Origin of the sequence: Luteibacter sp. 3190 (genome assembly GCF_031456385.1) — a bacterium.
Lineage (GTDB): Bacteria > Pseudomonadota > Gammaproteobacteria > Xanthomonadales > Rhodanobacteraceae > Luteibacter.
Map to the genome: position 1 here is coordinate 428,035 of NZ_JAVDUO010000002.1, position 24,675 is coordinate 452,709.

Below are 24,675 nucleotides of genomic sequence, written 5' to 3' on the forward strand. Positions count from 1 at the left end.
GCAGGAACTGTCGCTCTTCGCGAAAAGCCGTCGCGGCCAGGGTCGCTCCAACGACCTTAGTTGCAGAACCCGTTCGGGTACGACGACGAGCGATAGGCGTACAGCCAGCTCGTCTTGCCGCCGTCGTTGGCGATGTTCCAGCCGTTGCCGATCGAGCCGATCGCGGTGTTCAGCGTCTGCGAGCGCGTGAGCACCGGCGTCGTGAAGTAGTCGTCGGCGTCGGCGTCGACGCGGAACGACAGCTCCGCCACCGACGGCGTCGACGCGTTGTTGATGTACCACAGCGTCAGGGTGAACTCGGCGACCGACTGACCGATATCCGCCTCGGGACCGTCGTACTCCTGCTGCGTGACGGTCACGCCGGCCACCGGCGAGAGCGTGGCGGTCGAGATGTCCGATAGGGCGGACGCACCGGGGAACTGCTTGATCAGCGCCGACACCGTCGTCGGCGTCGTGGTCGCATCCTGCTTCGTCGAGTGCGCGAGCACGAGGCTGCCCGGCGTCACGTCGGTTTCGAGCTTGGTGGACTTGTTCTTGCCGGCACCCGACACGTCGGTCCAGTACGAGAGTTCCTCGTCGGGATGACGGAACTTGAACTGGATGTCCGAATGATCGCCCGCACGGGTGCGCACCGTGTAGCCGCGGCCGTAGAGCGAGCAGCTGTGCGCGGTGTCGTAGTAAGCCAGCGTGTCGCGATCGCCCGCGCTGAAATTGCCCGAGATGGTCTTGTCGAACTTCAGCGCCGTCAGGCGCGTCGACACGTCCTTGAGAAGCTGCGCCGCGGCGGTCGACGGATTGGACGCGAAACGCGACGCGTCGAGGAGCACCTTGTACTCCTTGCTGTCGACATAGGCCGGGGTGTTCGCGTGGCTGGTGGCCGCGCCGAGAAGCAGGGTGGCGGACAGCAGGGAGAGAACCGTACGTTTCATCATGCGCATGACCCTTCAGTGGTGGTGGGAGGCGGCGGTGGAACGCATGCCCGGCAAGGTGAGCCGGTACACGAGGATGCGGTTGTCGTTGTCGATGGCCGAGTCGCAGCGCTGGCCATCCATGACGCAGTGCTTCGCGACGAAATCGTTGTCGTTGCCGACGATGAGGAACCACTCGTCCGGATGTGCGGGATCGAGCGCGGACACCAGGTCCATCGCTTCCCACTTCTCGGACAGAAGCGCCTTGCCCGGCGACGCGGCGTCGATCGCGAGGCCGAAGCGCGCCAGATCCGCGGGATCGAGCAGATCGACCAGCGGCGTGGAGCTGGCCGGACGGATATTCGGACGCAGGTCGCCACCGGCGACGCGCACCGATGTGGTCGCCGTCTCGTATGCGGTGCCGGCGAGGTTCGTCGCGCCCGAGGTATCCACGAGCAGCACGCTCTTGAACACGATCGGACGATCGCCTTCGGCACCCCATCCCGCCCCGTCGCGAGCCAGCATCAGGAAGCGATGGTCGTCGAGCACCCGGATCTCGCTCTGCGCGGCGGTCCGGTTCGGCGTGCCGCCGGCGCCCTTGTCGTCGTACACCGGGAGTCGGACGACGTAGTGCGCGATCGGGCGCGAGGGCACGGCGTTCCGGCTCGTGTCGTAGACGAGCACGCGAGTCAGCGCGCGCCCCGAGGCATCGCCCGGAGCGCTGTCCTGCACGAGCGCGCTCTGCAGCACGACGAACAGACGCGTGCCGTCGGGCGACATCGCCATGCCTTCGACGCCCTGGTTGTTGCGACGACCCGTGGCGGGCGGCCGCAGCGACGTGAAGTCGGGCTTGCCGTTCGCGTCGAGCGGTTGCACGGCACGCGGCGGAACGATCACGCCATTGAGCCGTCCGTCGGCACCGAAGCGGTACACGTTGGCGGCGTACTCGTCGCCGACGTAGAAGCCGCCATCGCGCGTGAACTGCAGCGATTCCGCGTCGAGCGATACGTTGCCCGAGCCTATGCCGCTTGCCGGCGCGGGAAGAACGATGCCACGTTCGCGGAGGGTACCGCCGCGCGGCTCGGCACCGGTGAACGGATTCCCGTTGAAATCGCGCAACACCCTGCCGCCATCCGGCACGAGGTCGAAACGCCCCTTGCCGTCGCCCGCGAGCGACAGGCGTACGCGGAAACGATGCATGCGTCCGCGGTAATCGAAGAAGACGTCGTGCTCGGGATCATTGCGGCCGCGATCGGGAAGCGTCCAGAGCACGCCGGCATAGGTGTCGCCCTCACGCTTCCACGTGCCCGGCTCGATGCTCAGCGACGAGAACGAGCCCAGCGTGTCGCCGAGGAAATCCACCGTGCCGGCCGGCAGCGAGCCCGAGGCGACGAGACCGCGATCCACGTAGACCGTGCCGCCCGCCTCGACGGACCGCGGTAGCGGCGTCGAGGCGATATCCGGCCGGCGGACCTCGATGGCCTGCGCCGAGGCGCTGCCGATCACGACGATGGCGGCGAGCCCGGCGAGGACGCGCCGCATCAGAAGCGCACGTCCAGCGTGGCGAAGTACTGGCGCGGTGCCGACGCATGGAACACGTAGATCGTGCCGGTCGGGTCCGTTGGCGCGAACACGCTGGAGTCCAGGTTGCTCGCGTAGCGCTTGTCGCCGAGGTTGGTGACGTTGAGCGAAAGGCGGACGCTCTTCGCGAACGAGATCGCGCCGAAGTCGTAGCCACCCGAGAGATCCCACACGGTGAAACCACCGAAACCCCGGTCGTTGGTGTAAGTGTAGAAGCGCTCGCCGGTGTACTTGCCGCGCAGCGACGCGAACCATGCACCCTGGGTCCAATCGATCTGGGTCGCGAAGAGCTTCTTCGGCGTGTCCGTCTGGATCTTGCCCTTCGTAGGCTGGACGACGCCGGCCTGCGTGTAGTCGCTCGCATAGGTAGAGCGGTTGAGCGAGGCGGAGTTGTACCAGCGCAGGTGATCCGTCGGCGTCCAGACGAACGTCAGCTCCACGCCGTGGCTGTCCACGCCGCCGACGTTGTAGAAGCGGTTGCCGCAACGCGGACCGACCGGCTGGCGGGAGTCGCACGGGTTGTACTGGAGGAGGCGGTTGTCGAAACGCACCTTGTACGCCGCGAGCGACGCCGCCACCGGGCCGCTCTCGAGGCGATAGCCCGCTTCGAGGCTGCGCGACTTCTCGGGCTTCAGGTCGCCCTGCGCGTTCCAGATCGCCTGGCTCACGGCCTGCGGACCGAGCTTGAAGCCACCCTGGAACATGGCGATGTTCTTGGCGAAGCTCGCGAAGACTTCCTGGCCCTCCGCGAGCTTGTAGCGCGCGCCGAACTGCGGGAGAAGCGCCTTGCTCGCGCTGAGCTTGCCGCTGGCGAACTGGTTGTTCGACGTGGGACTGATCGGGGTCAGTGCCACGCCGGGCAGCGCCGTCGCCTGCGACGTGACGTGAGGGCTCTTCACGCCGACGTCGACGGTGAGCGCGTCGTCGAGGAAGCGGATCGTGTCCTGCAGGAACGCCTGGCGCGTGTTCCACACGGTGCGCTGGTCGAACACGCCGATGTTCGGCGTCTCGTCGATACGGCCGCTGAGGTCGCGCGGACCGGTCACGTAGCTGCTGTAGCGCGACGCGCTGGAGACGTTGTGCTCGTACCAGACGCCGCCCTCGATGTGCTGGTTGGCGAAGTCCCACGCGGCCGACAGGATCGCACCCGAGCGGTTGATCGTGTACAGCGTGTTGCGGAAGATGATGGGCAGCTGGCGCGCCGTGCCCGGGTACGAATACGTGCCGCTGTTCCAGTTGTGGCCTTCGCCCGCGTCCTCGTGATGATAGACCTGGGCGTGGATGGTGACCGCGTCGCTGGGGAAGAAATCGCCGGCGAGGTAGTAGAGATCGTCGTCGCGGAGGATCTGGCCCGCGGTGAACGCGCCGTCCGCGTCGGTGTCCGGACCGCTGCGATCGCACAGGCGCGCATTGAACGTGCCGCTGTTGCAGTACGCCTTGCCCACCGCCCGCTGCCAGTTGGGCGCGTAGCCGCCCCAGTCCCAGCCGAGGCCGCGCGCGAGCTCGCTCTTCGACAGGTAGAAGTAGTCCGCCTGCGTGGTGCGCGAGGTGTCCGCGAAGCCGGTCAGGCGCGCCCAGTCGAAGTCCCAGACGGCCTTGCCGTTGAACTGCTTCGTGGTCGACTGGTTGTAAGCGCTCTGGTGATTGAACAGATCCGACTCGGTGCGCGCGCCGGACAGGTACAGCGAGAAGCCGTCGTATTCGCCGGTGTCGAAGCGCGCGTACGTACGGCGGTTATGGTCGCTGCCGAACGTCTGCGCGACACGGCCGCCCATCGTCTTCGACGGATCGTTCGACGTGTACGCGATGGTGCCGCCGAGGTTGCTGGTGGACGGCGTGCCGAGGTTGCCGATGCCTTCCGAGAGCTCCGCGCCGCCGAAATTCTCGGAGATGAGCGCGCGGCTGATCGAAAGGCCGTTGTAGTTGTTGTACGCGCTGTCGCCGAGCGGCATGCCGTCGAGCGTGTAGCCGAGACGCGTGCCGCTGAAGCCGCGCAGGCTCAGGGTCAACGACTGCTCGTTCGTCCCCAGGGCGTCGACCGACTGCGCGTTCACGCCCGGCAGCGTGTTGAGCACCTTCTGCAGGCTCGTGCCGGGCGGGAGCACCTTCTGCTCCGCGGGACGCAGGCGCTGCACCTGGCGGGTTTCGCCGGTGCCGATCACGGAGACCGCGTCGAGCTCCTGCGCCTTGTCCCGCTTGGCCGTCGAGGCGTCGGCGGTGGTATCGGTGTCCGTCGCGAACGCGCCGGAAGCGAAGGCCATGCCGAGAGCGGCGGCCAGGATGGTGGGCTTGAACAAGAGCGACGTCCCTTCTCACGCTGGCGCGCTGCGGCGTCGCTCCCCTGAGCCTGCCCGACACGCGCCGTGAAGCGGTGCATGGTCGGACGTCCAAATGAAATCCTGATGACAGCCGGTATGACGGTTCGCCGTCGCTAGCCAAAATCGATCGCGACCACCTCGGGCGGCGGGGCGGAGGGCGACGCCGAGCGCCCGGTGCTCCCTTCAGGGATCAATTAATCCGTCCCACTCAAGGACCTACATGACGCTCCAGTCAGGAGTCTCGTGGGCATTATTCTGCGCATCACCGGGTTCGCTATCATCCGGCGGACTGAACGCAACGAATGCGTCATCGTCGTATAGATTCACTGTCTCAACGTCGTCGATACATAGTGCCTTCAGGAACTTGCCGAGATCGAGCGCGTCTCCGCCCGCCGCCGCGTTGACAATGTAGTCATAGGTTTCTTCGTAGTCGGTAGTCGGGATCACCGCCAAAGTGTCCTTGTCCCGATAGCCACTCCAAGCTGGAAGCAGCGTAATAAACGTCTTGACTTCAGCGCGCATAGGAAGCGCGAACTCGATAAAACCCACGTAGACCTTACGATTCTTCATGCAGATCATCACGGGCTGAGGCGAGACATGCTCACTTTCGACCAAGTAAGCAGATGGCACTCGTACGAACGGAAGCCGTGACAGTAGCCCCTGAATTCTATGCCATCCAATAAGGCCTAGCGCGAGATGTCGCCAAGGATGGCGCCTTACCGCGTGGCTCGGCTTGACCGGATAGGCGCTCCTAAAGAGAACCTCTTCGAGCTTGTTGAATTGGCCAGCCGCGTACAGCCAGAGTGGTGCTCGCGACTTCGTCCACGCCTTGTTAAACCAATGCCGAAGGACGAAGCCAAGGATGAACGCCAGTACCGCAGTACCGATACCAGGAAAGGGCACGACGCTATGGAGTTTAGCCCAGCATGCCTGGCCAAACTCGGTGAGGGCGAGCAAGAAGGCGATCGTCCTTGCTATGACAAGCAGTACCGCACCCGCTACAGCGGACAAGAACACCATGTGTTCTTTCGGATGGCGCGAAGCCCAGTAACACGTCAGATAGGTATGATTTACAAATATGTATCCGCCGAGGAGCGGAAGGATAAGCTGGTTGAATGGCACGCGTCCTTGCCTCGCCGCACTACCTCTTTGCCTTAGACACAGGAGGCTTGGCCTTCGAGCCAAATGCCGACTTCGTTAATTCTCTGAACCGGCGTCGGCCGTCTTCCGTGCGCAGAAAGCTCTCCACATCTACGGACATGCCAGACCCGTCGAATCTCGCATACGAGTTCTTTGTGGCCGCGAAGTAACCGCTGCGTTTGGTGTCCTTCTTGATCGCACCCATGACGGCACTCCTTGATGCAGGAACAAATACACAGATGACTTGAGCGCAGAGAGCGCTCAGGGCGAAATGGTACTACCAGCCCAAGCCCCATGCTGTCGGACAAGCCCTCACACACTGCCAGCGCCCGACGGAAGGATGCAGGCGATGAAGAAAAGTCAATCAATACAGACAATTAATTGCAGATTAGCGGAAATCGATCGTCGAGATGGCGCCGGCCATCTCGGGGCGCGGGCGCAGGGAGACGTCCCAGCCGTACAGCTCGCACAGGCGACGGACGATCGCGAGGCCGAGGCCGGCACCGCCGCCCGTGGCGCTTTCGCCGCGGATGCCGCGCTGGAACAGCTTCTCGGCGTCCTCCGGCTTGATGCCCGGCCCGGTGTCGATGACGTCGATGCGGCCGTCCATGACGCGCACGGTCACCATGCCTTCCATCGTGTACTTGATCGCGTTGCCGATCAGGTTGGTCAGCGCCACGGAGAGCACCGACGCGGGCGCGTTGACCGTGACCGAGCCATCGGCGATGAGTTCGATCTCGATCGGCTTGCCGCCCATCTGCGGCCGCTGGCTCTCGATCACGTCCGCGGCCACCTTCGCAACATCCGTGGTCTCACCGCGCGTCGGGCCGCGGCGCTCGGCGCGCGAAAGCAGCAGCAGCGCCTCGATCAGCTCGGTCGCCTGCCGCGACGCGCGCTCGATGCGCTTCAGGCGCTCGCGCAACTTGTCGGTGAGGTCGGGCGACCCCTGCAGGAGCTCGGTCGTGCTCGCGATGACCGCGAGCGGCGTGCGCAGCTCGTGGCTCACGTCGGAATTGAACTCGCGGTCGCGTTCGACGACCGAGGTCAGGCGCATCGCGTACTCGTCGAGCGCCACCGCCAGCTCGCCGACCTCGTCGTCGGCGAAATGCGGCGCGAGCGCCTCGGCCTTGCCGACGCGGCGGAAATCGCGCAGGCGCTTCGCCAGATCGGTGACGGGACGCAGCACGCGCGACGACAGCCAGACACCGATCACCAGCGAGAGCAGGCCGAAGAGGAACACCGCCGCGATGACGCTGGTGAGCAGCTGCCGCTTGCCGAGTTCGTCGCGCGACACGTCGAACTGCAGGAAGCTGATGATGCCGCCTTCGCGCCGCACCGCCACCTTGTAGTGATGGCTCTTGCCGTCGCTGCCGGTCTCGTGCAGGTCGTGCACGCCCGTCTCCAGCGACTGCCAGTTGAGCGGCGCCTTGTAGATCGTGCGATCGCTGAACGTCGCGCCCTTGACGATCTCGAACGGCGGCCGCTCGTTCGGGTTCGCGCGCACCTTCGCGTTGAGCGAATCGACCTCGTCCTGCAGCGCGGAATTGATCAGCTGTTCCTCGACGCGCTCGCGGATGTTGAGCGCCGCGTACGCGAAGAGCGCGCTCAGCCCGAAGCCGAACAGCGTGAACGTGACGATCAGGCGGAAACGGAGCTTACGTCTGGACCGCATCCGGATCGACCATGCGATATCCGATACCGTGACGCGTGTGGATCAGCGGTTTCTCGAAGGGTTTGTCGATGGCCGCGCGCAGGCCGTGGATATGGACGCGCAGCGAGTCGGAATCCGGAAGCTCCTCGCCCCAGACCCGTTGCTCGAGGTCCTGGCGCGTGACGACCGACGGGCTGGCCTCCATCAACGCCTGCAGGAGCTTCAGGCCGATGGGGTTCAGCTGGATCGACTTGCCCTCGCGGGTGACGGTGAGGGTGTCGAGGTTATAGGTGAGTCCGCCGACCTTCAGAACACGGCTCTGCGGGCCCTTGCCGCGACGCGCCAGCACTTCCAGGCGCGCGGCCAGTTCCTGCAGGGCGAACGGCTTGGTCATGTAGTCGTCGGCGCCGGACTCGAAACCCGTGAGCTTGTGCTCCAGGGAGTCGCGGGCCGTGAGCATCAGCACGGGGGTCTGCTTGTGGGCCTCGTGGCGGAGCTTCTTCGCGACGTCCAGGCCGTCCATGCCCGGCAGGGTGAGGTCCAGGACGATCACGTCGAAGTCATGGACGACGGCCAGGTGCAGCCCGGTGACGCCATCGCCGGCGAAATCGACGACGTGGCCGCGATCCTCGAGGTAATCCCCGATGTTGGTCGCGATGTCGGTGTTGTCTTCGATGACCAGAACGCGCATGCGGGGCACTCCGATTGTGCGGTCGCTTTGAGTCTTATGAGTATTGCGACTGCAAGCTTAACGGGGAATGCGTGAAGCGGACAGCACCGGGCGGGGCGGCGCCTAAAAGAGAGGCCCGGGCGAGGAACCCCGCCCGGGCCGAAAGAACTACTGCCCCGATACCGTCACCCCGCGTCGCGGAATCACAGTGGCACCTTTATAGGGGACCGCCCTTTAAATCGCCGTTAACCCCTTCACGGCCCGGGCACGGCGGGGCTTCGGCACGACCGGCCGGTCGGCCAGGCGCGCCTCGCAATGGGCGACGATGGCGCCGGCCACGTCCACGCCGGTGCTGCCCTCGATGCCTTCGAGGCCCGGGGAAGCGTTCACTTCCAGGAGCAACGGCCCACGCGACGACCTGAGCAGGTCCACGCCGGCGACCTCCAGCCCGAGCGCCGAGGCGGCCCGGATGGCGACGCTGCGCTCCTCGTCGGTGAGCTCGACCGCGGCCGCGGTGCCGCCACGATGGATGTTGGCGCGAAACTCGCCCGGGGCCGAGGAGCGCTGCATCGACGCGACCACCTGGTCGCCGACGACGAAGCAGCGCAGGTCCTGGCCGTTGGCTTCCTTGATGAACTCCTGGACGAGGAAGTTCGCGTAAAGGCCACGGAAGGCTTCGATGACGCTCTTGGACGCCGAGCGCTTCTCGGCGAGCACGACGCCGGTGCCCTGCGTGCCCTCGTTGAGCTTGATGACGTGCGGCGGCTCGCCGAGCATCGCGAGCAGGTCGGAGGTGTCGTCGGGGTTGTCGCCGAACGCGGTCACGGGCATGTCGATTCCCTGCACCGCCAGGATCTGCAGGCAGCGCAGCTTGTCCCGCGCGCGCAGCACGGCGTCGGACGGATTCGGCGTGAACACGCCCATCAGTTCGAGCTGGCGCAGCACGGCCGTGCCGTAGAACGTGCTCGACGCGCCGATGCGCGGAATCACGCAGTCGACGGGGCCCAGCGGCTTGCCCTTGAAGTGGATGGCGAACGACGCCGGCGCGATGCTCATGTAGCAACGCAGCGGGTCGATCACCCGGACGGTGTGCTTGCGCCGGCGCGCGGCCTCGACGAGGCGCTGGGTGGAATAGAGCCGCGCGTTGCGCGACAGGATGGCGATCTTATGAAGGGTCCCGGACGGCCCGGCGCGGCGTCTGCGAGTAGGAAAGCGAAGGGTCGACCAGGAAGCGCCCGTCGAGCGCCGTCCGGCCAAGCAGGAGGGGAAACAGCATGTGCCGCCGGTCGGTCAGGTTCACTTCCGCGAGGAAACGGCGGCCGGCGAGTTCGACCTCGGCCTCGATGAACCAGCGCACCGACTTGTGCCCACCGGAGTCCGTCACCGTCCTGCGGCCGGTCGCCCTCGCCTCGCAAGGCGCCGAAAGGCCACCGCGGCGGGTCGTGCGCACCTGGAAACGCAGCCACGTGCCCGACTCGCGTTCGTCCACTTCCAGCCATTCGACATGCAGCGCCGACGAGCGCGCGCCGGTGTCGAGCTTCGCCTTGAGGACGGAGACGCCGAGCGACGGAAGTGCGAGCCGTTCGCGCCAGCCGAGGGTGATGACATCAGTCATGGGTCTGGAGCGACGGTGTGGGGGGACGACGATGGGACGCGGGGAACGACCCGTAGTTCGCGGCGGCTCGCCACGATGGGAAAAGGATGCCGAAGGTACCGGACGCGTGCAACTGCCGCGACGGCCGATGCCGCCCCGGCGTCGTCACGCCGATGAAATATCCGTCAACGCGTCGCGGCGGATCGGCCCGCGCGGCGCGCCCTCGCCATCATGTAGAACGCGCTGCCCACGCCGACCAAGGCGACCAGGCCTACGTAGTGCGCGGGACCCAGTCCACCCGCCGACTTCGCGAGATAACCCACGAGGACCGGCGTGGCCGCGCCGCAGATCGCATAGGCCACGTTGTACGACAGCGAGATGCCGGAGAAGCGGATGGCCGGCGGGAACGCGGCGATCATCACGGCCGGAACGATGCCCGCGACACCGGCGAACAGACCCGCGATGGGATACAGCACGTAGAGATGGGCGCCGCCCGTGCTCAGGTCGGCGTAGAGGGCATACGTCGCCAGCGCCAGGCCGATGGATGCCACGAGCATCGCGCGCGCCTTGCCCTGCCAGTCCACCAGCAGCCCGCCGAGCACGCAACCGATGCAGAGCGTGAGCGCGGCGAGGCTGCCGGCAGTGAACGCGCGCGACGCGTCGATCCGGAACGCCGTCTGCATCAGCGTCGGCGTCATCAGGATGACCACGACGATCGCCGCCGTGAGCACCCATGTGACGACCATCGACAGCGCGACACCGGGCAGGTGATCGCGCACGACGACCCACGCCGGGAGCTCGGTCGACAGTTCCTTGCGTTCGCGCATCTGCGCGAACACCGGCGTCTCGCTCAGCCAGCGGCGCAGATACACCGCGAGGAACCCGAAGATGCCGCCCAGGAGGAACGCGATGCGCCAGCCGTGGTCGAGCATCGCCTCGGGCGACATGCGCGCGTTCATGCCGGCGGCCACCAGCGAGCCGATCAGGATGCCGACGGTGAGGCCCGAGCTGAGGCTCGCGCAGGCGAGTCCGACGCGGCGCGGCGGCACGTGCTCGGCGACGAACACCCACGCGCCCGGCACTTCGCCGCCGATCGCGATGCCCTGCACCACGCGCATCAGCGTGAGCAGGATCGGCGCGAGGACGCCGATCGTGGCGTAGGTCGGAAGCACGCCGATGATCAGCGTGGGTACCGCCATGAGGAACACGCTGAGCGTGAACATGCGCTTGCGCCCGACGCGGTCGCCGAAGTGCGCCATCACCAGCCCGCCGAGCGGGCGAGCGAGGTAACCCACCGCGAAGATGCTGAAGGCCTGCAACTGCGCGACCCAGTCCGAGGTACCCGGCGGGAAGAACAGATGCCCGAGGGTCTTGGCGAAGTACGCGAAGATGACGAAATCGTAGAACTCGAGGGCACCACCGAGGGCGGAAAGGATCAGGGTCTTCGCGTCGCTCCGGCCGAGCGTGCGGCGGTTGGCGATATCGGTGTCTGCGGTCGTCGTGCTCATGCGTTCGTTCGTGGGGGAGGACGGAGGTGCCATCGGCTATTTAGCTGGCACGGAGCCGGAAGGGTCAAGCGGCCGCGACGCTTGCATGCGAATACCGGGACGATAGATCGAGCCTCTGGACTTCATAGGATCAATCGATTGCCGCTATCCGCCGCCGATGTCTATGATCCGTGGAAGAAGCGTCGATGTCCCAGTCGCTGGTCCCACACCGGGCCCCGGCAAGCCAGAGGAGTAGCACGCATGTCGAACGAAGCGAAGTGCCCCTTCAAACACACCGCGGGAGGCGGCACGACCAACAGCGACTGGTGGCCCCACCGCCTGCGGGTGGATCTGCTCAGCCAGCATTCGTCGAAGTCCAATCCGCTCGATCCCGACTTCGACTATGCCGAAGCGTTCGGCAAGCTCGACTACAAGGCGCTGAAGGAAGACCTCCGCGCGCTGATGACCGACTCCCAGGAATGGTGGCCCGCCGACTTCGGCCACTACGGTCCCCTCTTCATCCGCATGGCATGGCACAGCGCCGGCACCTACCGCATCGGCGACGGCCGCGGCGGTGGCGGGCGTGGCCAGCAGCGCTTCGCGCCGCTGAACAGCTGGCCGGACAACGTCAGCCTCGACAAGGCGCGTCGCCTCCTCTGGCCCATCAAGCAGAAGTACGGCAAGAGCATCTCCTGGGCCGACCTGCTCATCCTCACCGGCAACGTCGCGCTGGAGTCGATGGGGTTCAAGACGTTCGGTTTCGCCGGCGGTCGCGAGGACACCTGGGAACCCGATAACGACGTGTACTGGGGCAACGAAAAAGAGTGGCTCGGCGGCGACCATCGCTACAAGGGCGACGGCACGCTCGTGGCCGATCCGCACCTGCACGGCGAAGAGCAGGATCGCACCGAAGGCGGCCGCCATCTGGAAAATCCGCTGGCCGCCGTGCAGATGGGCCTCATCTACGTCAACCCCGAAGGCCCCGAAGGCAAACCCGATCCGATCGCGGCGGCGCACGACATCCGCGAGACCTTCGCGCGCATGGCGATGAACGACGAAGAGACCGTCGCCCTGATCGCCGGCGGCCACACGTTCGGCAAGACGCACGGCGCGGCCGACGCCAAGAACGTCGACCTCGAACCCGAAGCGGCGGAGCTCGAACAGATGGGCCTGGGCTGGCGCAACGCGCACGGTTCCGGCGTCGGTGCCGATACGATCACCAGCGGCCTCGAGGTCACGTGGACCCGGACCCCCGCGAAGTGGAGCCACGATTTCTTCCGCATCCTCTTCGACAACGAGTGGGAACTCACGAAGAGCCCGGCGGGTGCGAATCAGTGGACCGCCATCGGGGCCGAGGCGACCATTCCCGATCCGTTCGGCGACGGCAAGCGCAAGCCGACGATGCTGACCACCGACCTCTCGCTGAAGCTCGATCCGGCGTATGAAAAGATCTCGCGTCGATTCCTCGAGAACCCGGATCAGTTCGCCGACGCGTTCGCCCGCGCGTGGTACAAGCTCACGCACCGTGACATGGGGCCGCGCTCGCGCTACCTCGGTCCCGAGGTCCCCGCCGAGGAACTCCTCTGGCAGGACCCGCTGCCGAAGGCCGATCATCCGCTCGTGGACGATGCGGACATCGGCGCGCTGAAGGCGAAGATCCTCGCGTCGGGACTCACGGTGTCCGAGCTCGTCTCGACCGCATGGGCGTCGGCGTCGACGTTCCGCGGCGGCGACAAGCGCGGCGGCGCGAACGGCGCGCGCATTCGTCTCGAACCGCAGAAGGGCTGGAAGTCGAACCAGCCGGAGCAGCTAGAGCGGGTGTTGGCGAAGCTGGAAGCGATCCGCGACGAGTACAACGGCTCCGCGGCGGGCGGCAAGAAGATCTCGCTGGCCGACCTGATCGTGCTCGCGGGAAGCGCCGCCGTCGAAAAGGCCGCGCGTGATGCCGGACACGACGTCACCGTGCCCTTCGCCCCCGGCCGCACCGATGCGACCCAGGAACAGACGGACGTCGAATCGTTCGACGCGCTCGAACCCAAGGCCGACGGCTTCCGCAATTACCTGAAGGCACGTTACAGCGTGCCCGCGGAGCACCTGCTGATCGACCGGGCCCAGCTGCTGACGCTCACCGCGCCGGAAATGACGGCCCTCGTCGGCGGCATGCGTGTCCTCGGAACGAACGTCGACGGTACGCGACAAGGCGTCTTCACCGATCGTCCCGGACAGCTGACGAACGATTTCTTCCGGAACCTGCTCGACATGGGCACGGTCTGGAAGCCGGCGTCGCCGGCGCGGGAATCGTTCGAAGGCAGCGACCGCAAGACGGGTGCGCTGAAATGGACGGCGAGCCGCGTCGACCTGATCTTCGGCTCGAACTCCATCCTGCGCGCGTTGGCGGAGGTCTACGCCGAAGCCGGATCCGAAGCGAAGTTCGTGAAGGATTTCGTCGCGGCATGGGTCAAGGTGATGAACCTCGACCGCTTCGACCTGAAGACGCGGTAAGACCCACGACGTAGGAGCGCGCCCTGCGCGCGACAGCGTCTCGCGATGAGCCACAGGCCCTGTGGCTCATCGCTCCAACACATGTCGCGCGCAGGGCGCGCTCCTACCTCAGAACGTCCAGCGCACGCCGAGGTTCACCGAGTCGCTCTTCGTGTGCTCGGCACGATCCGCGTTGTAGTACACGAACGTGCTGGCCTTCGGCGTGATGTCGAAGCTCACGCCGACGCCCGCCTGCCAGTGGTTTCGCATCGGGCGCGAGCCCTGCACCGTGAACGGTGTCGCGGGAGCACCGGCGAACGCGTTGTTCACCGAGATATCCTCGTCCTTGGTGTTGTGCAGGTAGCGAACCATCACGATGGGATGGAGTTTGGTGCCCTGCACGCCGAGATCGACGTCACCCACCAGCCGCGCGCCGATCCCGTACTGCATGCTGCGCGCCTCGGCCTGGCCCACGCGAAGATCCGCGTCGCCCGCCCCCTTCTCCGTGAACCCGTCGTACTTCACCTTCGTGTAGTACGCGCCGATGAACGGCTCGAGATGCATCGTGTCGCTCAGCTGGAAGCGGTAGCCGCCCTCGATCGACGCGTTGATGGCCTTGCCGTCGTAGCGCCCGGTCGCCTGCGGCGTGAACGCGCCCACGCTGATGCGGCGTGAGCTGTCCGCGTCGAGATGCCCGTACGAGGCCAAGCCCTCGACCCAGAACCGCTGCTGGTTGAAGTAGAGCGCGTGCAGACCGATGCCGTACTGGTCGACGTCGGTGTAGTCGCCACGGTGGTCGACTTCCGTGCGCGAATTCGCGAAGTTGGCATGGACACCGACACGCAGGTCCGGCGTCAGCGCGGCGTCGGTACCGACCACGACGCCGTGGATCCGGTAGTCGGCGCGGGCGACGTTCGCGTTGCGATCCAGGTCGCTGCTCGACGTGTACGGCACCGCCCATACCGCCGTGCCCTGCTCACCCGTATCGCGCTGCAGCTTGAGCCGGTAGAACACCGTGTCCTGGTACTGGCTCTGCCCCGTCAGTTCCGCGGTCGCCGCCGAGGCGTAGGTCTCGCCGGTCAGCGAATCGAACGCCCGCACCACCTGGTCAGCACGCAGTCCGCGCACCGTGCCGAGGAGCGTGGGCAGCGGGTCGCCGCCCGACGTGGCGATGGTCTGCAGCGCCGTCGCCATGTTGGCCTGATTGCCGCTGAGGCCCGGGAACTGGTCGAAGCGGATACCGCCCGTCCCCAGACCGCTACCGGCTTGCGACAGCGTGAGGATCAGCTGGTTGCCCGACTGAACGACGCCCGTGTCGAGGAACGGGAACAGGCCCTGCGTGACGTTTCCGTAGGTGCCGGTGATGCCGCCGCTGGCGTTGAGGATGGTGTACCGGTTCACGGGACCGAACGTGCTGCCGGTGGGCAGGACGACCAGGCTGCCGCCCACCGTCGCCGGACCGTTCGCCGTGATGCTGTCGCCGGCGCCGGTGCCGTTCACCCGGATCTGCGTGACCGAGTCGCCACTCAGCGTGAGGCCACCGGTCGTGAGCGTGGTGCCGGCCGTGCCGGTTCCGCCCGCCGGGCCCGTCGCGCCGTCGATACCGCTGGGTGCGATCGTGCCGCCGTCGACGGTGACCGGCCCGTCGATCGTGCCACCGCCGACGACACCGCCGCCTGGATCCACCGTCACGGGACCGCCCAAGGTGCCGTTGACCACGAGGTTGCCGCCGATCGTGCTGCCGCCCGCGAACGTCACGGACGTGCCCGCGTTCACGGACAACGTACCCGCCGCCGTCGTCAGGTTGTCGATGCCGTTGAAGACGCCGTTCGCGAGCGTGCCTTCGCCGTCGCCCGTGATGTTGAGCGTCGTTCCCGGCCCGGTGCCGTTCACCGTGCCGGTCACATCGGGCAGCTCGTCGTAATCCAGATCGAGGTTGCTGCCGCCACCGATGTTGAGCGTACCGGCGATGGGCCCGATCAGATTCAGGATGTTGCCCGTGCCGTCGAGGTTGGCGGTCGCGTTCGCGCCGACCGAGATGCCGCCGGTGTACGGATTGCTCGCGTTGAGGATGCCGCCGTTGACGTTGATGCCACCGGTGAACCCGGCCAGCGTGCCACCGAGGGTGAGGCTGCCCGTGTCGTTCTTGTCGAGCAGGCCGGTGCCGGAAAGATTGCCGTTGAGCGTGAGATCCTCCGCACCCTGCACGGTGACGCCGTTGGGACCGACCGTAACGTCGTTCGCCAGCGTCACCGCGGTGCCCGCTTCGAGGGCCGCGTCGTCGATCGCGAGGCCGCCGGTGCCGAGCGCCGTGTCGCTGCCGACCACGAGCGTGCCACCGTTGACCGTCGTCCCACCGGCGTAGCTGTTGCCGCCGTTGAGGGTCAGCGTCGCGTCGCCGCCCTTGGTCAGCCCACCCGCGCCGGAGATGTCGCCATCGAGCGTGAGGTCGTTACCCCCGGGCAACGCGAGCGACGCGTTGAGCACGATGTTGTTCGCGAGCGTCAGCGCCCCGGTCGTGTCCAGCGATGCCGCGCCGCCGACGGTGAGGTCGCCGGTTCCCAGCGCGGCGTCGTTGCCGAGGAGCAGGCCGCCCGCGTTGAGCGTCACGCCGCCGCTGAACGTGTTCGCGCCGCCGAGTCCCAACGTGCCCGCGCCGTTCTTCACCAGTCCGCCGGTACCGTCGATGACGCCGTCGAAGTTGGAATCCGCATCGCCGCCGAGCGTGAGCGTGTTAGCACCGAGCGTCACGTTGCTGCCCACCACGCCGCCGATCGAGCCGATCGTCTGGTCGCCGCCCGCGGAGATGTCGAAGGTCGAGGCACCGGTGAGGTTCACCGCCCCGCCGGCCGCGAGGCTTCCACCCGCGCCGATCGCGAGCGTGCCGCCGTTGATCGTCGTGCCGCCGGTGTACGTGTTCGCAGCCGTCAGGGTCAGTGTCGCGGCGCCGTCCTTCGTCAGGCTTCCCGCCCCGGTGATCGCGCCGCCCAGCGTCATGTCGTTGCTGCCGAGGATCGTCAGGCCGGCGTCGAGCGCGATGGCGTTCGCGAGCGTCACCGGCGTGCTCGCGTCGAGCGTGCCGTTGCCGGCGACGGTGAGCGTGCCCGTCCCCAGCGCCGCGTCGTTACCGACGAGCAGGCCACCCTGGTTGAGAACGACGCCGCCGCTGAACGTGTTCGCGCCACCCAGTCCCTGCGTGCCCGGACCGTTCTTGATCAGGCCGCCGGTGCCGGAGATGACGCCGTCGTAGTTGGTGTTGCCGATGCCGTTGAGCGTGAGCGTGTTGGCGCCCAGGGTGACGTCGCTTCCCGCGACGCCCGCGAGCGAGCCGATCGCCTGGTTGCCGCCGCCGGAGATGTCGAACGTCGTTCCCGCGTTCGCCAGCGTCACCGCGCCCACCGGCGACAGGCTACCGCCCGGGCCGATCGCGAGCGTGCCCGCGTTGATCGTCGTGCCACCCGTGAACGTGTTGGTGCCCGTGAGCGTTTCGGTCCCCGTGCCTTCCTTGATCAGGCCGCCCGTGCCGCCGATCGATCCGCCGAACGTGCCGTCGGTCGGCCCACCGATGGTGAGCGTGTTGCCGCCGAGGTTCACGGTGCCGTCGCCGATCAGCGTGCCGAACACCTGCGTGCCGGCGCCCGCCGAGAGGTCGAACGTCGCGTTCGTCGCGAGGTTGACGGTGCCCTGCGCATAGAGGCTCGCGCCCGCGCCGAGCGCCAGCGTGCCGGCGTTGATGAAGGTGCCGCCGGTATAGGTATTTGTGCCGTTCAAGGTCAGCGTGGCGAGGCCTTCCTTGGTCAGGCTGCCCGTGCCCGAGAGGTCGCCGTTGAACGTCATGTCGTTCGTGCCGAGCACGGTGAGCCCGGCGTTCAGCGTCATGTCGTTGGCCAGCGTCACGGCGGTCAGCGCGTCGAGGGTGGACGCGCCGCCGACGGTCAGCGCGCCCGTACCCAGCGAGGCGTCGTTGCCGACGACGAGGCCGCCCGCGTTCAACGTGACGCCGCCACTGAACGTGTTGGCGCCCGTGAGCGTCTGCACGCCCGCGCCGTCCTTCACGATGCCGCCGCTGCCGCCGATCGTTCCGGCGAAGGTCGCATCGCCCGTGCCGCCCAGCGTGAGCGTGTTGGCACCGAGCGCCACGGTGCTTCCGGCGACGCCGGCCAGCGAACCGATCGTCTGCGCACCGCCCGCCGAGATGTCGAACGAACCCGGGCCGGCGAGGTTTAGCGCGCCCGTCGATGCGAGGCTGCCGCCCGCGCCGATGGCGAGCGTGCCGGCGTTGATCGTCGTGCCGCCCGTGTACGTATTGGTGTTGGTGAGCGTGAGGACCGAGCCGCCGTTCTTGATCAGACCGCCGACACCGGTGATCGCGCCACCGAGCGTGAGCGCGTTGGAACCGAGGATATCGAGGTTCGCGCCGCCCGCGAGATCGATGTCGTTGGTCACGTTGAACGCGCCGGTGGTGTCGAGCGACGCGTTGCCGCCGACGGTGAGCGCGCCGGTGCCGAGCGCACCCGCGTTGCCGAGCACCAGCCCGCCCGCGTTGAGCGTGACGCCGCCGGCGAACGTGTTGGCGCCGCCCAGTTCCTGGATGCCCGCGCCGTTCTTCACCAGGCCGCCCGTACCGGCGATCAGTCCGTCGTACGCGCCGTTGGCGATGCCCGAAAGCGTGAGCGTGTTGCCGCCGAGCGTCACCGTGCTCCCGGCGACACCGTTGAGCAGGCCGATGGTCTGGTCGCCGCCCGTCGAGATGTCGAAGCCCGTGCCCGGTGCCGCGAGCGTGACCGCGCCCACGGACGAAAGGCTGCCACCCGCCCCGATGGCGAGCGTGCCGGCGTTGATGAGCGTACCGCCGGTATAGGTGTTCGTGCCGGTGAGTGTCTCCGTGCCCGCACCGACCTTGACGAGTCCGCCGGTACCGGCGATGGAACCGCTGAAGATACCGTCGGTCGCATCGCCCACGGTGATGGAATTCGCACCGAGGTTCACGGTGCCCGATCCCGTGAGCGTGCCGACGGTCTGCGTCCCGTTGCCTGCCGAAAGGTCGAGCGTGGTGCCCGCGCCGAGGTTCACGATGCCGGCCGCCGAAAGGCTCGCACCGGCACCGAGCGCGAGGGTGCCGCCGACGACGTCGGTGCCGCCCGTGTAGCTGTTGATGCCATTGAGCGTGAGCGTGGCGGCGCCGTCCTTCGTCAGCCCGCCCGCGCCCGTCAACTGGCCGTTGAGCGTCAGCGCGTTGCTGCCCAGCACGGTGAGTCCCGCGTTGAGCAGGATGTCGTTCGCAAGGGTGACCGGGCCGGTCGAGTCCAGCGTGGCCGCGCCGCTGACGGTCAGCCCGCCGGTGCCCAGCGCCGCGTCGTTGCCGACGACGAGGCCGCCGCCGACCAGGTTCACGCCGCCGCCGAAGGTGTTGGCGCCGCCCAGCGTCTGGACGCCGGTGCCCAACTTCACCAGTCCGCCGCCACCGCTGATGACGCCGTCGAAGGTCTGGTTGGACGCATCGCCGAAGGTCAGGGTGCTGCCGCCGAGGACGAGACCGCTTCCCGCGACACCCGACAGCGCACCGACGGTCTGATTCGTCGCGGCGGAAAGGTCGAGGATGCCGGGGCCGGCGAGATTGACGGCACCGGTCGCGGCGAGGCTGCCGCCCGCGCCCACTGCGAGCGTTCCGGCGTTGATCGTCGTGCCGCCGGTATAGGTGTTCGCGGCGCCGAGCGTCACCGTGGCGGCGCCGTTCTTGACCAGGCCGCCCGTGCCGCCGATTGCGCCGCCGAGCGTCAGCGCGTTGCTGCCGCCCAGCGCGAGGTTGGTACCGGCCGCGATACCGATCGTGTTCGTGATCGCGACCGGCGCGTTCGCATCGAGCGTCGCGTTGCCGCCGACGTTCAGCGCACCGGTACCGAGTGCGCTTCCGTTGCCGAGCACGAGCGTGCCGGCGTTGAGGTTCACGCCACCGCTGAAGGTGTTCGCGTTGCCGAGGGTCAGCACTGACGCGCCGTTCTTCGTCAGGCTTCCGGTGCCGGAGACGACACCGCCGAGCGTCACGTCCTGGCTGCCGAGCAGGTTGAGCGAACCGCCGGCGCCCAGCGCGATGCCATTGGCGAGATTGAGCGCGGTGGAGCCATCCAGCGTCACCGCGCCGCCGACGTTGAGCGCGCCGGTGCCGAGTGCGCCGCTGTTGCCGAGCAAGAGGCCGCCCGCGTTCACCGTCGTTCCGCCGGCGTACGTATTCGCGCCATCGAGCGTGAGCGTGGCGCTGCCGTTCTTCACGAGGTTGCCCGCGCCGGACACGATGCCGCCGAGCGTCACGTTTTGTCCGCCGAGCACGTTGAGCGACGCACCGGTGCCGAGCGCCACGGCGTTGCCGAGGTTGAGCGCCGTCGAGCCGTCGAGCGTCACGGCGCCACCGACGTTCAGCGCGCCGGTACCGAGCGCCCCGCTGTTGCCGAGCAGCAGCCCGCCCGCGTTGACCGTTGTGCCGCCGCTGTAACTGTTCGCTCCATTGAGCGTCAGCAGCGTGCCGCCGTTCTTGATCAGGCTGCCGCTGCCGCTGATCGTGCCACCGAGGGTGACGTTCTGGCTGCCCACGAGGTTCAGGGCACCGCCGGCGAGATCGACGTTGTTCGCCAGATTGAGCGCCGCGGTGCTGTCCAGCGTGCCGGCACCGGTCACGCTCAGCGTGCCCGATCCGATGGCACCGCTGTTGCCGAGCACGAGGCCGCCCGCGGCGAGGTTCACGCCGCCGGTGAACGTGTTCGCACCCGTCAGGGTCTGCACGCCCGTGCCCGTCTTCACCAGGCCGCCGGTGCCGCCGATCGTGCCGGCGAAGGTCTGGTTCGTCGCGTCGCCGAAGGTGAGCGTGTTGGCACCGAGGGAGACCGTCGTTCCCCCGACGCCGGCCAGCGAGCCGATGGTCTGCGCGGCGGTCGCACCCGCGATGTCGAACACCGCCCCGGCACCGGAGAGGTTGACGGCACCGGTCGACGCGAGACTCCCGCCTGCCCCGATGGCCAGCGTACCGGCGGCTACGTTGAGGCCACCGGTGAACGTGCTCGCACCGGTCAGCGTCAGCGTCCCGGTGCCGGACTTGAGCAGGCCGCCCTGCCCGGCGAGCACGCCACTGAACGTCGACGGCTGTGCCGTGAGATACGTGAGATTCGCGCCGCTGGCGATGTTCATGGCGTTCGCGAGGTTCAGCCCGACGCTTCCAGTCAGCGTCGTGCTCTGATTGACGCTGAAGAGTCCCGTGCCAAGCGCGTTGCTGTTGCCGAGGCTCACGGTTCCGCCGTTGACCGCGACGCCGCCGGTGAACGTGTTCACGCCGTTGAGCGTCAGCGCCGTGGTGCCGCTCTTGACGATGCCGCCGTCGCCGGTGATCGGACCCGCGAGCGTGATGTCCTGCGTGCCCGGCAGGATCAGTGACGCGCCCGTGCCGATGTTGATCGTGTTGCCGAGCGACAGCGCCGCCGTCGTGCCGTCGAGCGACGCGGTACCGCCCACGTTGAGCAGGCCGCCGCCGATCGCCGCGCCGCTGCCCAGACGAAGTCCGCCGGCGTTGAGCGTCACGCCACCCGTGAACGTGTTGGTGCCCGTGAGCGTCTGGATACCGGTCCCGTTCTTCACCAGAGCACCGGATCCCGTGATGGTCCCGGCATACGCGGTGTCGCCAAGCCCTCCGAGCGTGAGCGTGCGGGCACCGAGCGACACGGTGCCTCCCGCGCCCGCGAGGGAACCGATCGACTGGTTCGCCGTGGCGCCGGAGATGTCGAGCGCCGATCCGGCCGCGAGCGATATCGCCGCCGTGGGCGAAAGACTGCCCGCGGCGCCGAGCGCCACCGATCCTCCGGTGATCGAGAACGCGCCGGTGAGCGTGCTCGCGCCGCCAAGGGTGAGCGTCGCTGCACCGGCCTTGGTCAGGTTGCCCGCGCCAGAGAGGCCGCCATTGAGCGTCAGCGCCTGCGCGCCGGGCAACGTCAGCGTGTTGCCCGCGTTGACGCTGATCGCGTTGTTCAGCGTGAGCGGCGCGCTGGTCGCGAGCGTCGCGTTGGCACCCACCGTCAGGGCGCCGGTGCCCAACGCGTTCGCGTTGGTCAACGTGAGGCTCGTCGCGTTGAGGTTCACGCCTCCGGCGAAGGTATTGTTTCCGGAGAGCGTGACGCCGGGATTCGTCACGGTGAGGCCGCCCGTTCCGGAGAGCACGCCCGTCATCGAGAACGCGTTGCCGCCCGCGAGCGTGAGCTTGCCGTTGCCGCCCAGCGTGATGTCCTTGGCGAGCGTGAGCCCCGCCGTGGATGCGGCCAGCGCGCCGCCGTTCGCGGTGAACAGGCCCGTGCCGAAATTGGCGGCGCTGCTGAAGTTGATCTGCCCGTCGTTCAACGTGGTGCTGAGCGTGCCTGCGCCGCTGCCCACGGTGTTGACCAGGTTCCAGGTGCCGCTGTTGACGATCAGGTTCTGGAAGTTGAAGAAGCGCGCACCATCGATCGTGGTGACGGTGCCGGTCGCGCCCGACCCGGTACCGGTGGCGGCGTTCTGCAGCACGAGGCGGTTGGTCAGGCTACCCGTGCCGCCGTTGACGGTACCCGCGCCGGCGAGACTGATGCCGATGTCGACGAGCGCCGTGTCGACACCGATACCCGTGTTGAGCACGCTCGATCCGGAGACGGCCGTGTAGACGTTGGCGCCGGCCGAGTTGCCCATGTACAGGCTGCCGTCGAGGATGCCCGCGTTCACGAACGTATTGCCCGCGGCCGATCCGCCAAAGCCGATGCGTCCGCGGATCTTGCCGGTGTTGTTCAGAGGGTTGGAGAGATCGCCCGTGCGCAGGTTGACGACGTTGGTCTGCGCTCCGCCGTAGCTGATGATCGCCGGCGTATCCGACACCGTGAGGATCCCCGTGCCGAAGATCGACATGTCGAACTGGCCTTCGTTGCGGATGTTCGTCACACCACCCGCGCCGTTCTGCACCAGCAGCGCCTGACCGCCCACGCCGAGCAGCGAAGCGAGGTTGAACACTCCGGCGATCCGTCCGCCCACCTGGTTGTTGACGTTGATCGTGTTCGCCGCACCCGACGCGTTGCCGAGATAGGCACCGGCGGCCGCGACGCTGAGGCCACCCGTGAGCGACGGATCGATGGTCCCCGCGTTGTTCAGCGTGATGCCGTTGCCGGAAAGGCGCATGGCCGTCCCGCCAGCGAGCAGGGGAACGCTCACGAGCGCGTTGCTCTCCACGTTCACGGTGACGCCGTTCGTGGCATCCAGGAGATTCGTGGTGGAAGAGCCGGTCGGGCAGGTGATGATCACGCCCGTTTGCGAGCAGGCGGCCTCGGCGGGCGTTGTAAGAAGTGGTGTCGCAAGCACCGACGTCAGTGCGAGATAGATGCCACGGGTAAGGGTGTTGCGACGAACCGACTCCACACGACGCTTGCTCATTATCATCCCCAGAAGCCGCAGGTGGTGTTCCTTCGCCGCCACGGCGGATCGCGTTCGAAAAACGCGGGCCGCACTTCGCTGGTCCGGCGTTTCGCCAGACGACGTTTCGGGAACGGTGTTTTAACTGCGGCCTGAGACTAAGCGAGCGCCTCAAGGCGTCGATGCACAAACTAGGCAAGTTGCGAGTCAACCCGTGATCGCTCGTGAAAAAGCGTGCACGGTTGTGAACCGGTTGAGAAGGATGGGTCGCATCGACCCATCACGCGGCGACTATCGCCACTCTTTTTCGGCACGGCGGATATCGCGGATCATCTCGATGAGTCGGCGGGTTTCGCCGGCGGCCACTACTTCGGCGGCGGTCCGCTCGCCGAAGCATCGGATCGGCACATGCGCGTACCATTCGAGACGCCGGCCGGCATCGGGCTCGATGTCGCTCGCCGCCGCGAGCACACGCGCTTTCTCCTGCGACTGCGTCATCGCGATGCTCCTCAGGGATTCATGGGCAGGCCGGTCGCCGCGCGGCTTTCGGCGGGTGACTCTTCCGCATGGACGTCGCCGCGCCGCCCCTCCTCCACCAGCTTCGCCCGCCGCGCCGCGGCGTTGTCGCGCAACGCGGCGTAGTAGTCCGGCGAGGTTTCGAGGCGGTCGGTCAGCGGAAGCGCCTGCGCGCGACCGTCGACGATGCCACCCACGGTGCGCACCGTCTCCAGCGTCTGCACCGTGTCGGAGTTGTCGCCCAGCTTGTACAGCCCGGCGGTCAGCACGCGGCCCACCGTGTCGCGCACGTTCGACGAGCCGAACAGGGGAAGCTCCACCGTGTGGCCCGGGCCGATGCCCCAGACACCGAACGTCTGGCCGAGGTCGGCGCCATGATGAGGCATGCCCCACTTCCCTGCCACATCGAAGATGCCGGCGACGCCCACGGTGGAATTCACGATGAAGCGCCCGGCGGTGTTGAGCGAACGCAGGAAATTCGCCTGGAGCAGATCGTTGGCGAACACGATCGGCTCCTGCAGGTTCCAGACGAAATGACGCACGCCGCGGCGCACGCCCGACGGCAGATGCGAGTAACCGCGCGCCACGGGCTTCAGGACCACCTTGTCCACGCCGCGATTGAAGGCGAAGACCTTGCGGTTGATCGGCTCGTCGTTCGCGGGCGCGACGACCGCTCCGGCATCGCCGGAAGGCTTCGCCTGCTGAGCGCATCCCGTGACGACCAGCGCGCCCAGGATCATGCCGGCGCGGCCGGCCTGGACGAGCAACGTGCCCGCGACGGACTCGCGCGGCGGAAGCGGGGGAACGGCGCGGACTGCTGGCATGACGGGGACTCCGGGTGGGGATGCCGGCAGAGGCTGCGGGATCATTGCGTGCTGCGTTTGTCCGCTTCGTAACGGCCCGGCAACGACATTTCAGCCC

Annotated in this window: 13 protein-coding genes; 1 reads left to right on the forward strand and 12 read right to left on the reverse strand. The window is 67.5% G+C overall.

The annotated features are described in order from the left end of the window. Positions 1 to 56 precede the first annotated feature (56 nt). The 9 genes from J2X58_RS11845 to J2X58_RS11885 all read right to left on the reverse strand — a co-directional run bounded on the left by J2X58_RS11845 (position 57) and on the right by J2X58_RS11885 (position 11,370). Positions 57 to 932: a hypothetical protein gene (locus J2X58_RS11845; RefSeq protein ID WP_139206104.1), complete on the reverse strand. Its 876-nt coding sequence runs from the start codon at positions 930 to 932 to the stop codon at positions 57 to 59. A 12-nt stretch (positions 933 to 944) separates the two neighbouring features. Then, positions 945 to 2,450, reverse strand: a complete 1,506-nt coding sequence (locus J2X58_RS11850) for an esterase-like activity of phytase family protein (protein ID WP_310048407.1) — start codon at positions 2,448 to 2,450, stop codon at positions 945 to 947. Further along, a complete protein-coding gene (locus tag J2X58_RS11855; RefSeq protein ID WP_310048670.1) occupies positions 2,450 to 4,750 on the reverse strand; it encodes a TonB-dependent receptor in 2,301 nt (766 codons plus the stop codon). Before J2X58_RS11855 ends, J2X58_RS11850 begins: the two co-directional genes overlap by 1 nt. A 273-nt stretch (positions 4,751 to 5,023) precedes the next feature. Then, positions 5,024 to 5,929: a hypothetical protein gene (locus tag J2X58_RS11860; RefSeq protein WP_139206103.1), complete on the reverse strand. Its 906-nt coding sequence runs from the start codon at positions 5,927 to 5,929 to the stop codon at positions 5,024 to 5,026. A 406-nt stretch (positions 5,930 to 6,335) separates the two neighbouring features. Then, positions 6,336 to 7,619 (reverse strand): HAMP domain-containing sensor histidine kinase, encoded by a 1,284-nt coding sequence (locus J2X58_RS11865; RefSeq protein WP_090056418.1) that lies wholly within the window; start codon positions 7,617 to 7,619, stop codon positions 6,336 to 6,338. Next, on the reverse strand, positions 7,603 to 8,289 hold the full coding sequence (locus J2X58_RS11870; RefSeq protein ID WP_072322110.1) for a response regulator transcription factor: 687 nt from the start codon (positions 8,287 to 8,289) through the stop codon (positions 7,603 to 7,605). The genes J2X58_RS11865 and J2X58_RS11870 overlap by 17 nt, the downstream gene beginning before the upstream one ends. Before the next feature lie 213 nt (positions 8,290 to 8,502). Next, positions 8,503 to 9,432 carry a 30S ribosomal protein S6--L-glutamate ligase gene (rimK, locus tag J2X58_RS11875; protein ID WP_310048671.1) on the reverse strand — a complete coding sequence of 310 codons (930 nt, stop codon included), beginning with the start codon at positions 9,430 to 9,432 and terminating at the stop codon, positions 8,503 to 8,505. Position 9,433: 1 nt separating this feature from the next. Beyond that, positions 9,434 to 9,883, reverse strand: coding sequence for a RimK/LysX family protein (locus J2X58_RS11880; RefSeq protein ID WP_090056415.1), 450 nt, complete (start codon positions 9,881 to 9,883; stop codon positions 9,434 to 9,436). A gap of 164 nt (positions 9,884 to 10,047) precedes the next feature. Further along, positions 10,048 to 11,370, reverse strand: a complete 1,323-nt coding sequence (locus J2X58_RS11885) for an MFS transporter (protein ID WP_310048409.1) — start codon at positions 11,368 to 11,370, stop codon at positions 10,048 to 10,050. Positions 11,371 to 11,610: 240 nt separating this feature from the next. Here J2X58_RS11885 and katG point away from each other — a divergent pair, with 240 nt between their 5' ends. Then, on the forward strand, positions 11,611 to 13,851 hold the full coding sequence (gene katG / locus J2X58_RS11890; protein WP_310048411.1) for a catalase/peroxidase HPI: 2,241 nt from the start codon (positions 11,611 to 11,613) through the stop codon (positions 13,849 to 13,851). A 108-nt stretch (positions 13,852 to 13,959) separates the two neighbouring features. Here katG and J2X58_RS11895 read toward each other — a convergent pair whose 3' ends face one another. From J2X58_RS11895 to J2X58_RS11905, 3 genes are all read right to left on the reverse strand, one after another. Next, complete coding sequence (locus tag J2X58_RS11895) at positions 13,960 to 23,259, reverse strand: autotransporter-associated beta strand repeat-containing protein (protein WP_310048413.1); 9,300 nt, start codon at positions 23,257 to 23,259, stop codon at positions 13,960 to 13,962. Positions 23,260 to 23,529: 270 nt separating this feature from the next. Beyond that, entirely contained in the window at positions 23,530 to 23,736 is a 207-nt protein-coding gene (locus J2X58_RS11900) for a hypothetical protein (protein WP_090056407.1), read from the reverse strand. Positions 23,737 to 23,747: 11 nt separating this feature from the next. Beyond that, positions 23,748 to 24,578, reverse strand: coding sequence for a VacJ family lipoprotein (locus tag J2X58_RS11905; RefSeq protein WP_310048416.1), 831 nt, complete (start codon positions 24,576 to 24,578; stop codon positions 23,748 to 23,750). Positions 24,579 to 24,675: the final 97 nt, after the last annotated feature.

Bases quoted from the DNA above. Each gene is read 5' to 3' on its own strand.
- J2X58_RS11850 (WP_310048407.1), bottom strand. From the start codon at position 2,450: ATGCGGCGCGTCCTCGCCGGGCTCGCCGCCATCGTCGTGATCGGCAGC.
- J2X58_RS11870 (WP_072322110.1), bottom strand. From the start codon at position 8,289: ATGCGCGTTCTGGTCATCGAAGACAACACCGACATCGCGACCAACATC.
- J2X58_RS11885 (WP_310048409.1), bottom strand. From the start codon at position 11,370: ATGAGCACGACGACCGCAGACACCGATATCGCCAACCGCCGCACGCTC.
- J2X58_RS11855 (WP_310048670.1), bottom strand. From the start codon at position 4,750: ATGGCCTTCGCTTCCGGCGCGTTCGCGACGGACACCGATACCACCGCC.
- J2X58_RS11880 (WP_090056415.1), bottom strand. From the start codon at position 9,883: ATGACTGATGTCATCACCCTCGGCTGGCGCGAACGGCTCGCACTTCCG.
- katG (WP_310048411.1), top strand. From the start codon at position 11,611: ATGTCGAACGAAGCGAAGTGCCCCTTCAAACACACCGCGGGAGGCGGC.
- J2X58_RS11865 (WP_090056418.1), bottom strand. From the start codon at position 7,619: ATGCGGTCCAGACGTAAGCTCCGTTTCCGCCTGATCGTCACGTTCACG.
- J2X58_RS11895 (WP_310048413.1), bottom strand. From the start codon at position 23,259: ATGAGCAAGCGTCGTGTGGAGTCGGTTCGTCGCAACACCCTTACCCGT.
- J2X58_RS11845 (WP_139206104.1), bottom strand. From the start codon at position 932: ATGATGAAACGTACGGTTCTCTCCCTGCTGTCCGCCACCCTGCTTCTC.
- J2X58_RS11900 (WP_090056407.1), bottom strand. From the start codon at position 23,736: ATGACGCAGTCGCAGGAGAAAGCGCGTGTGCTCGCGGCGGCGAGCGAC.
- J2X58_RS11905 (WP_310048416.1), bottom strand. From the start codon at position 24,578: ATGCCAGCAGTCCGCGCCGTTCCCCCGCTTCCGCCGCGCGAGTCCGTC.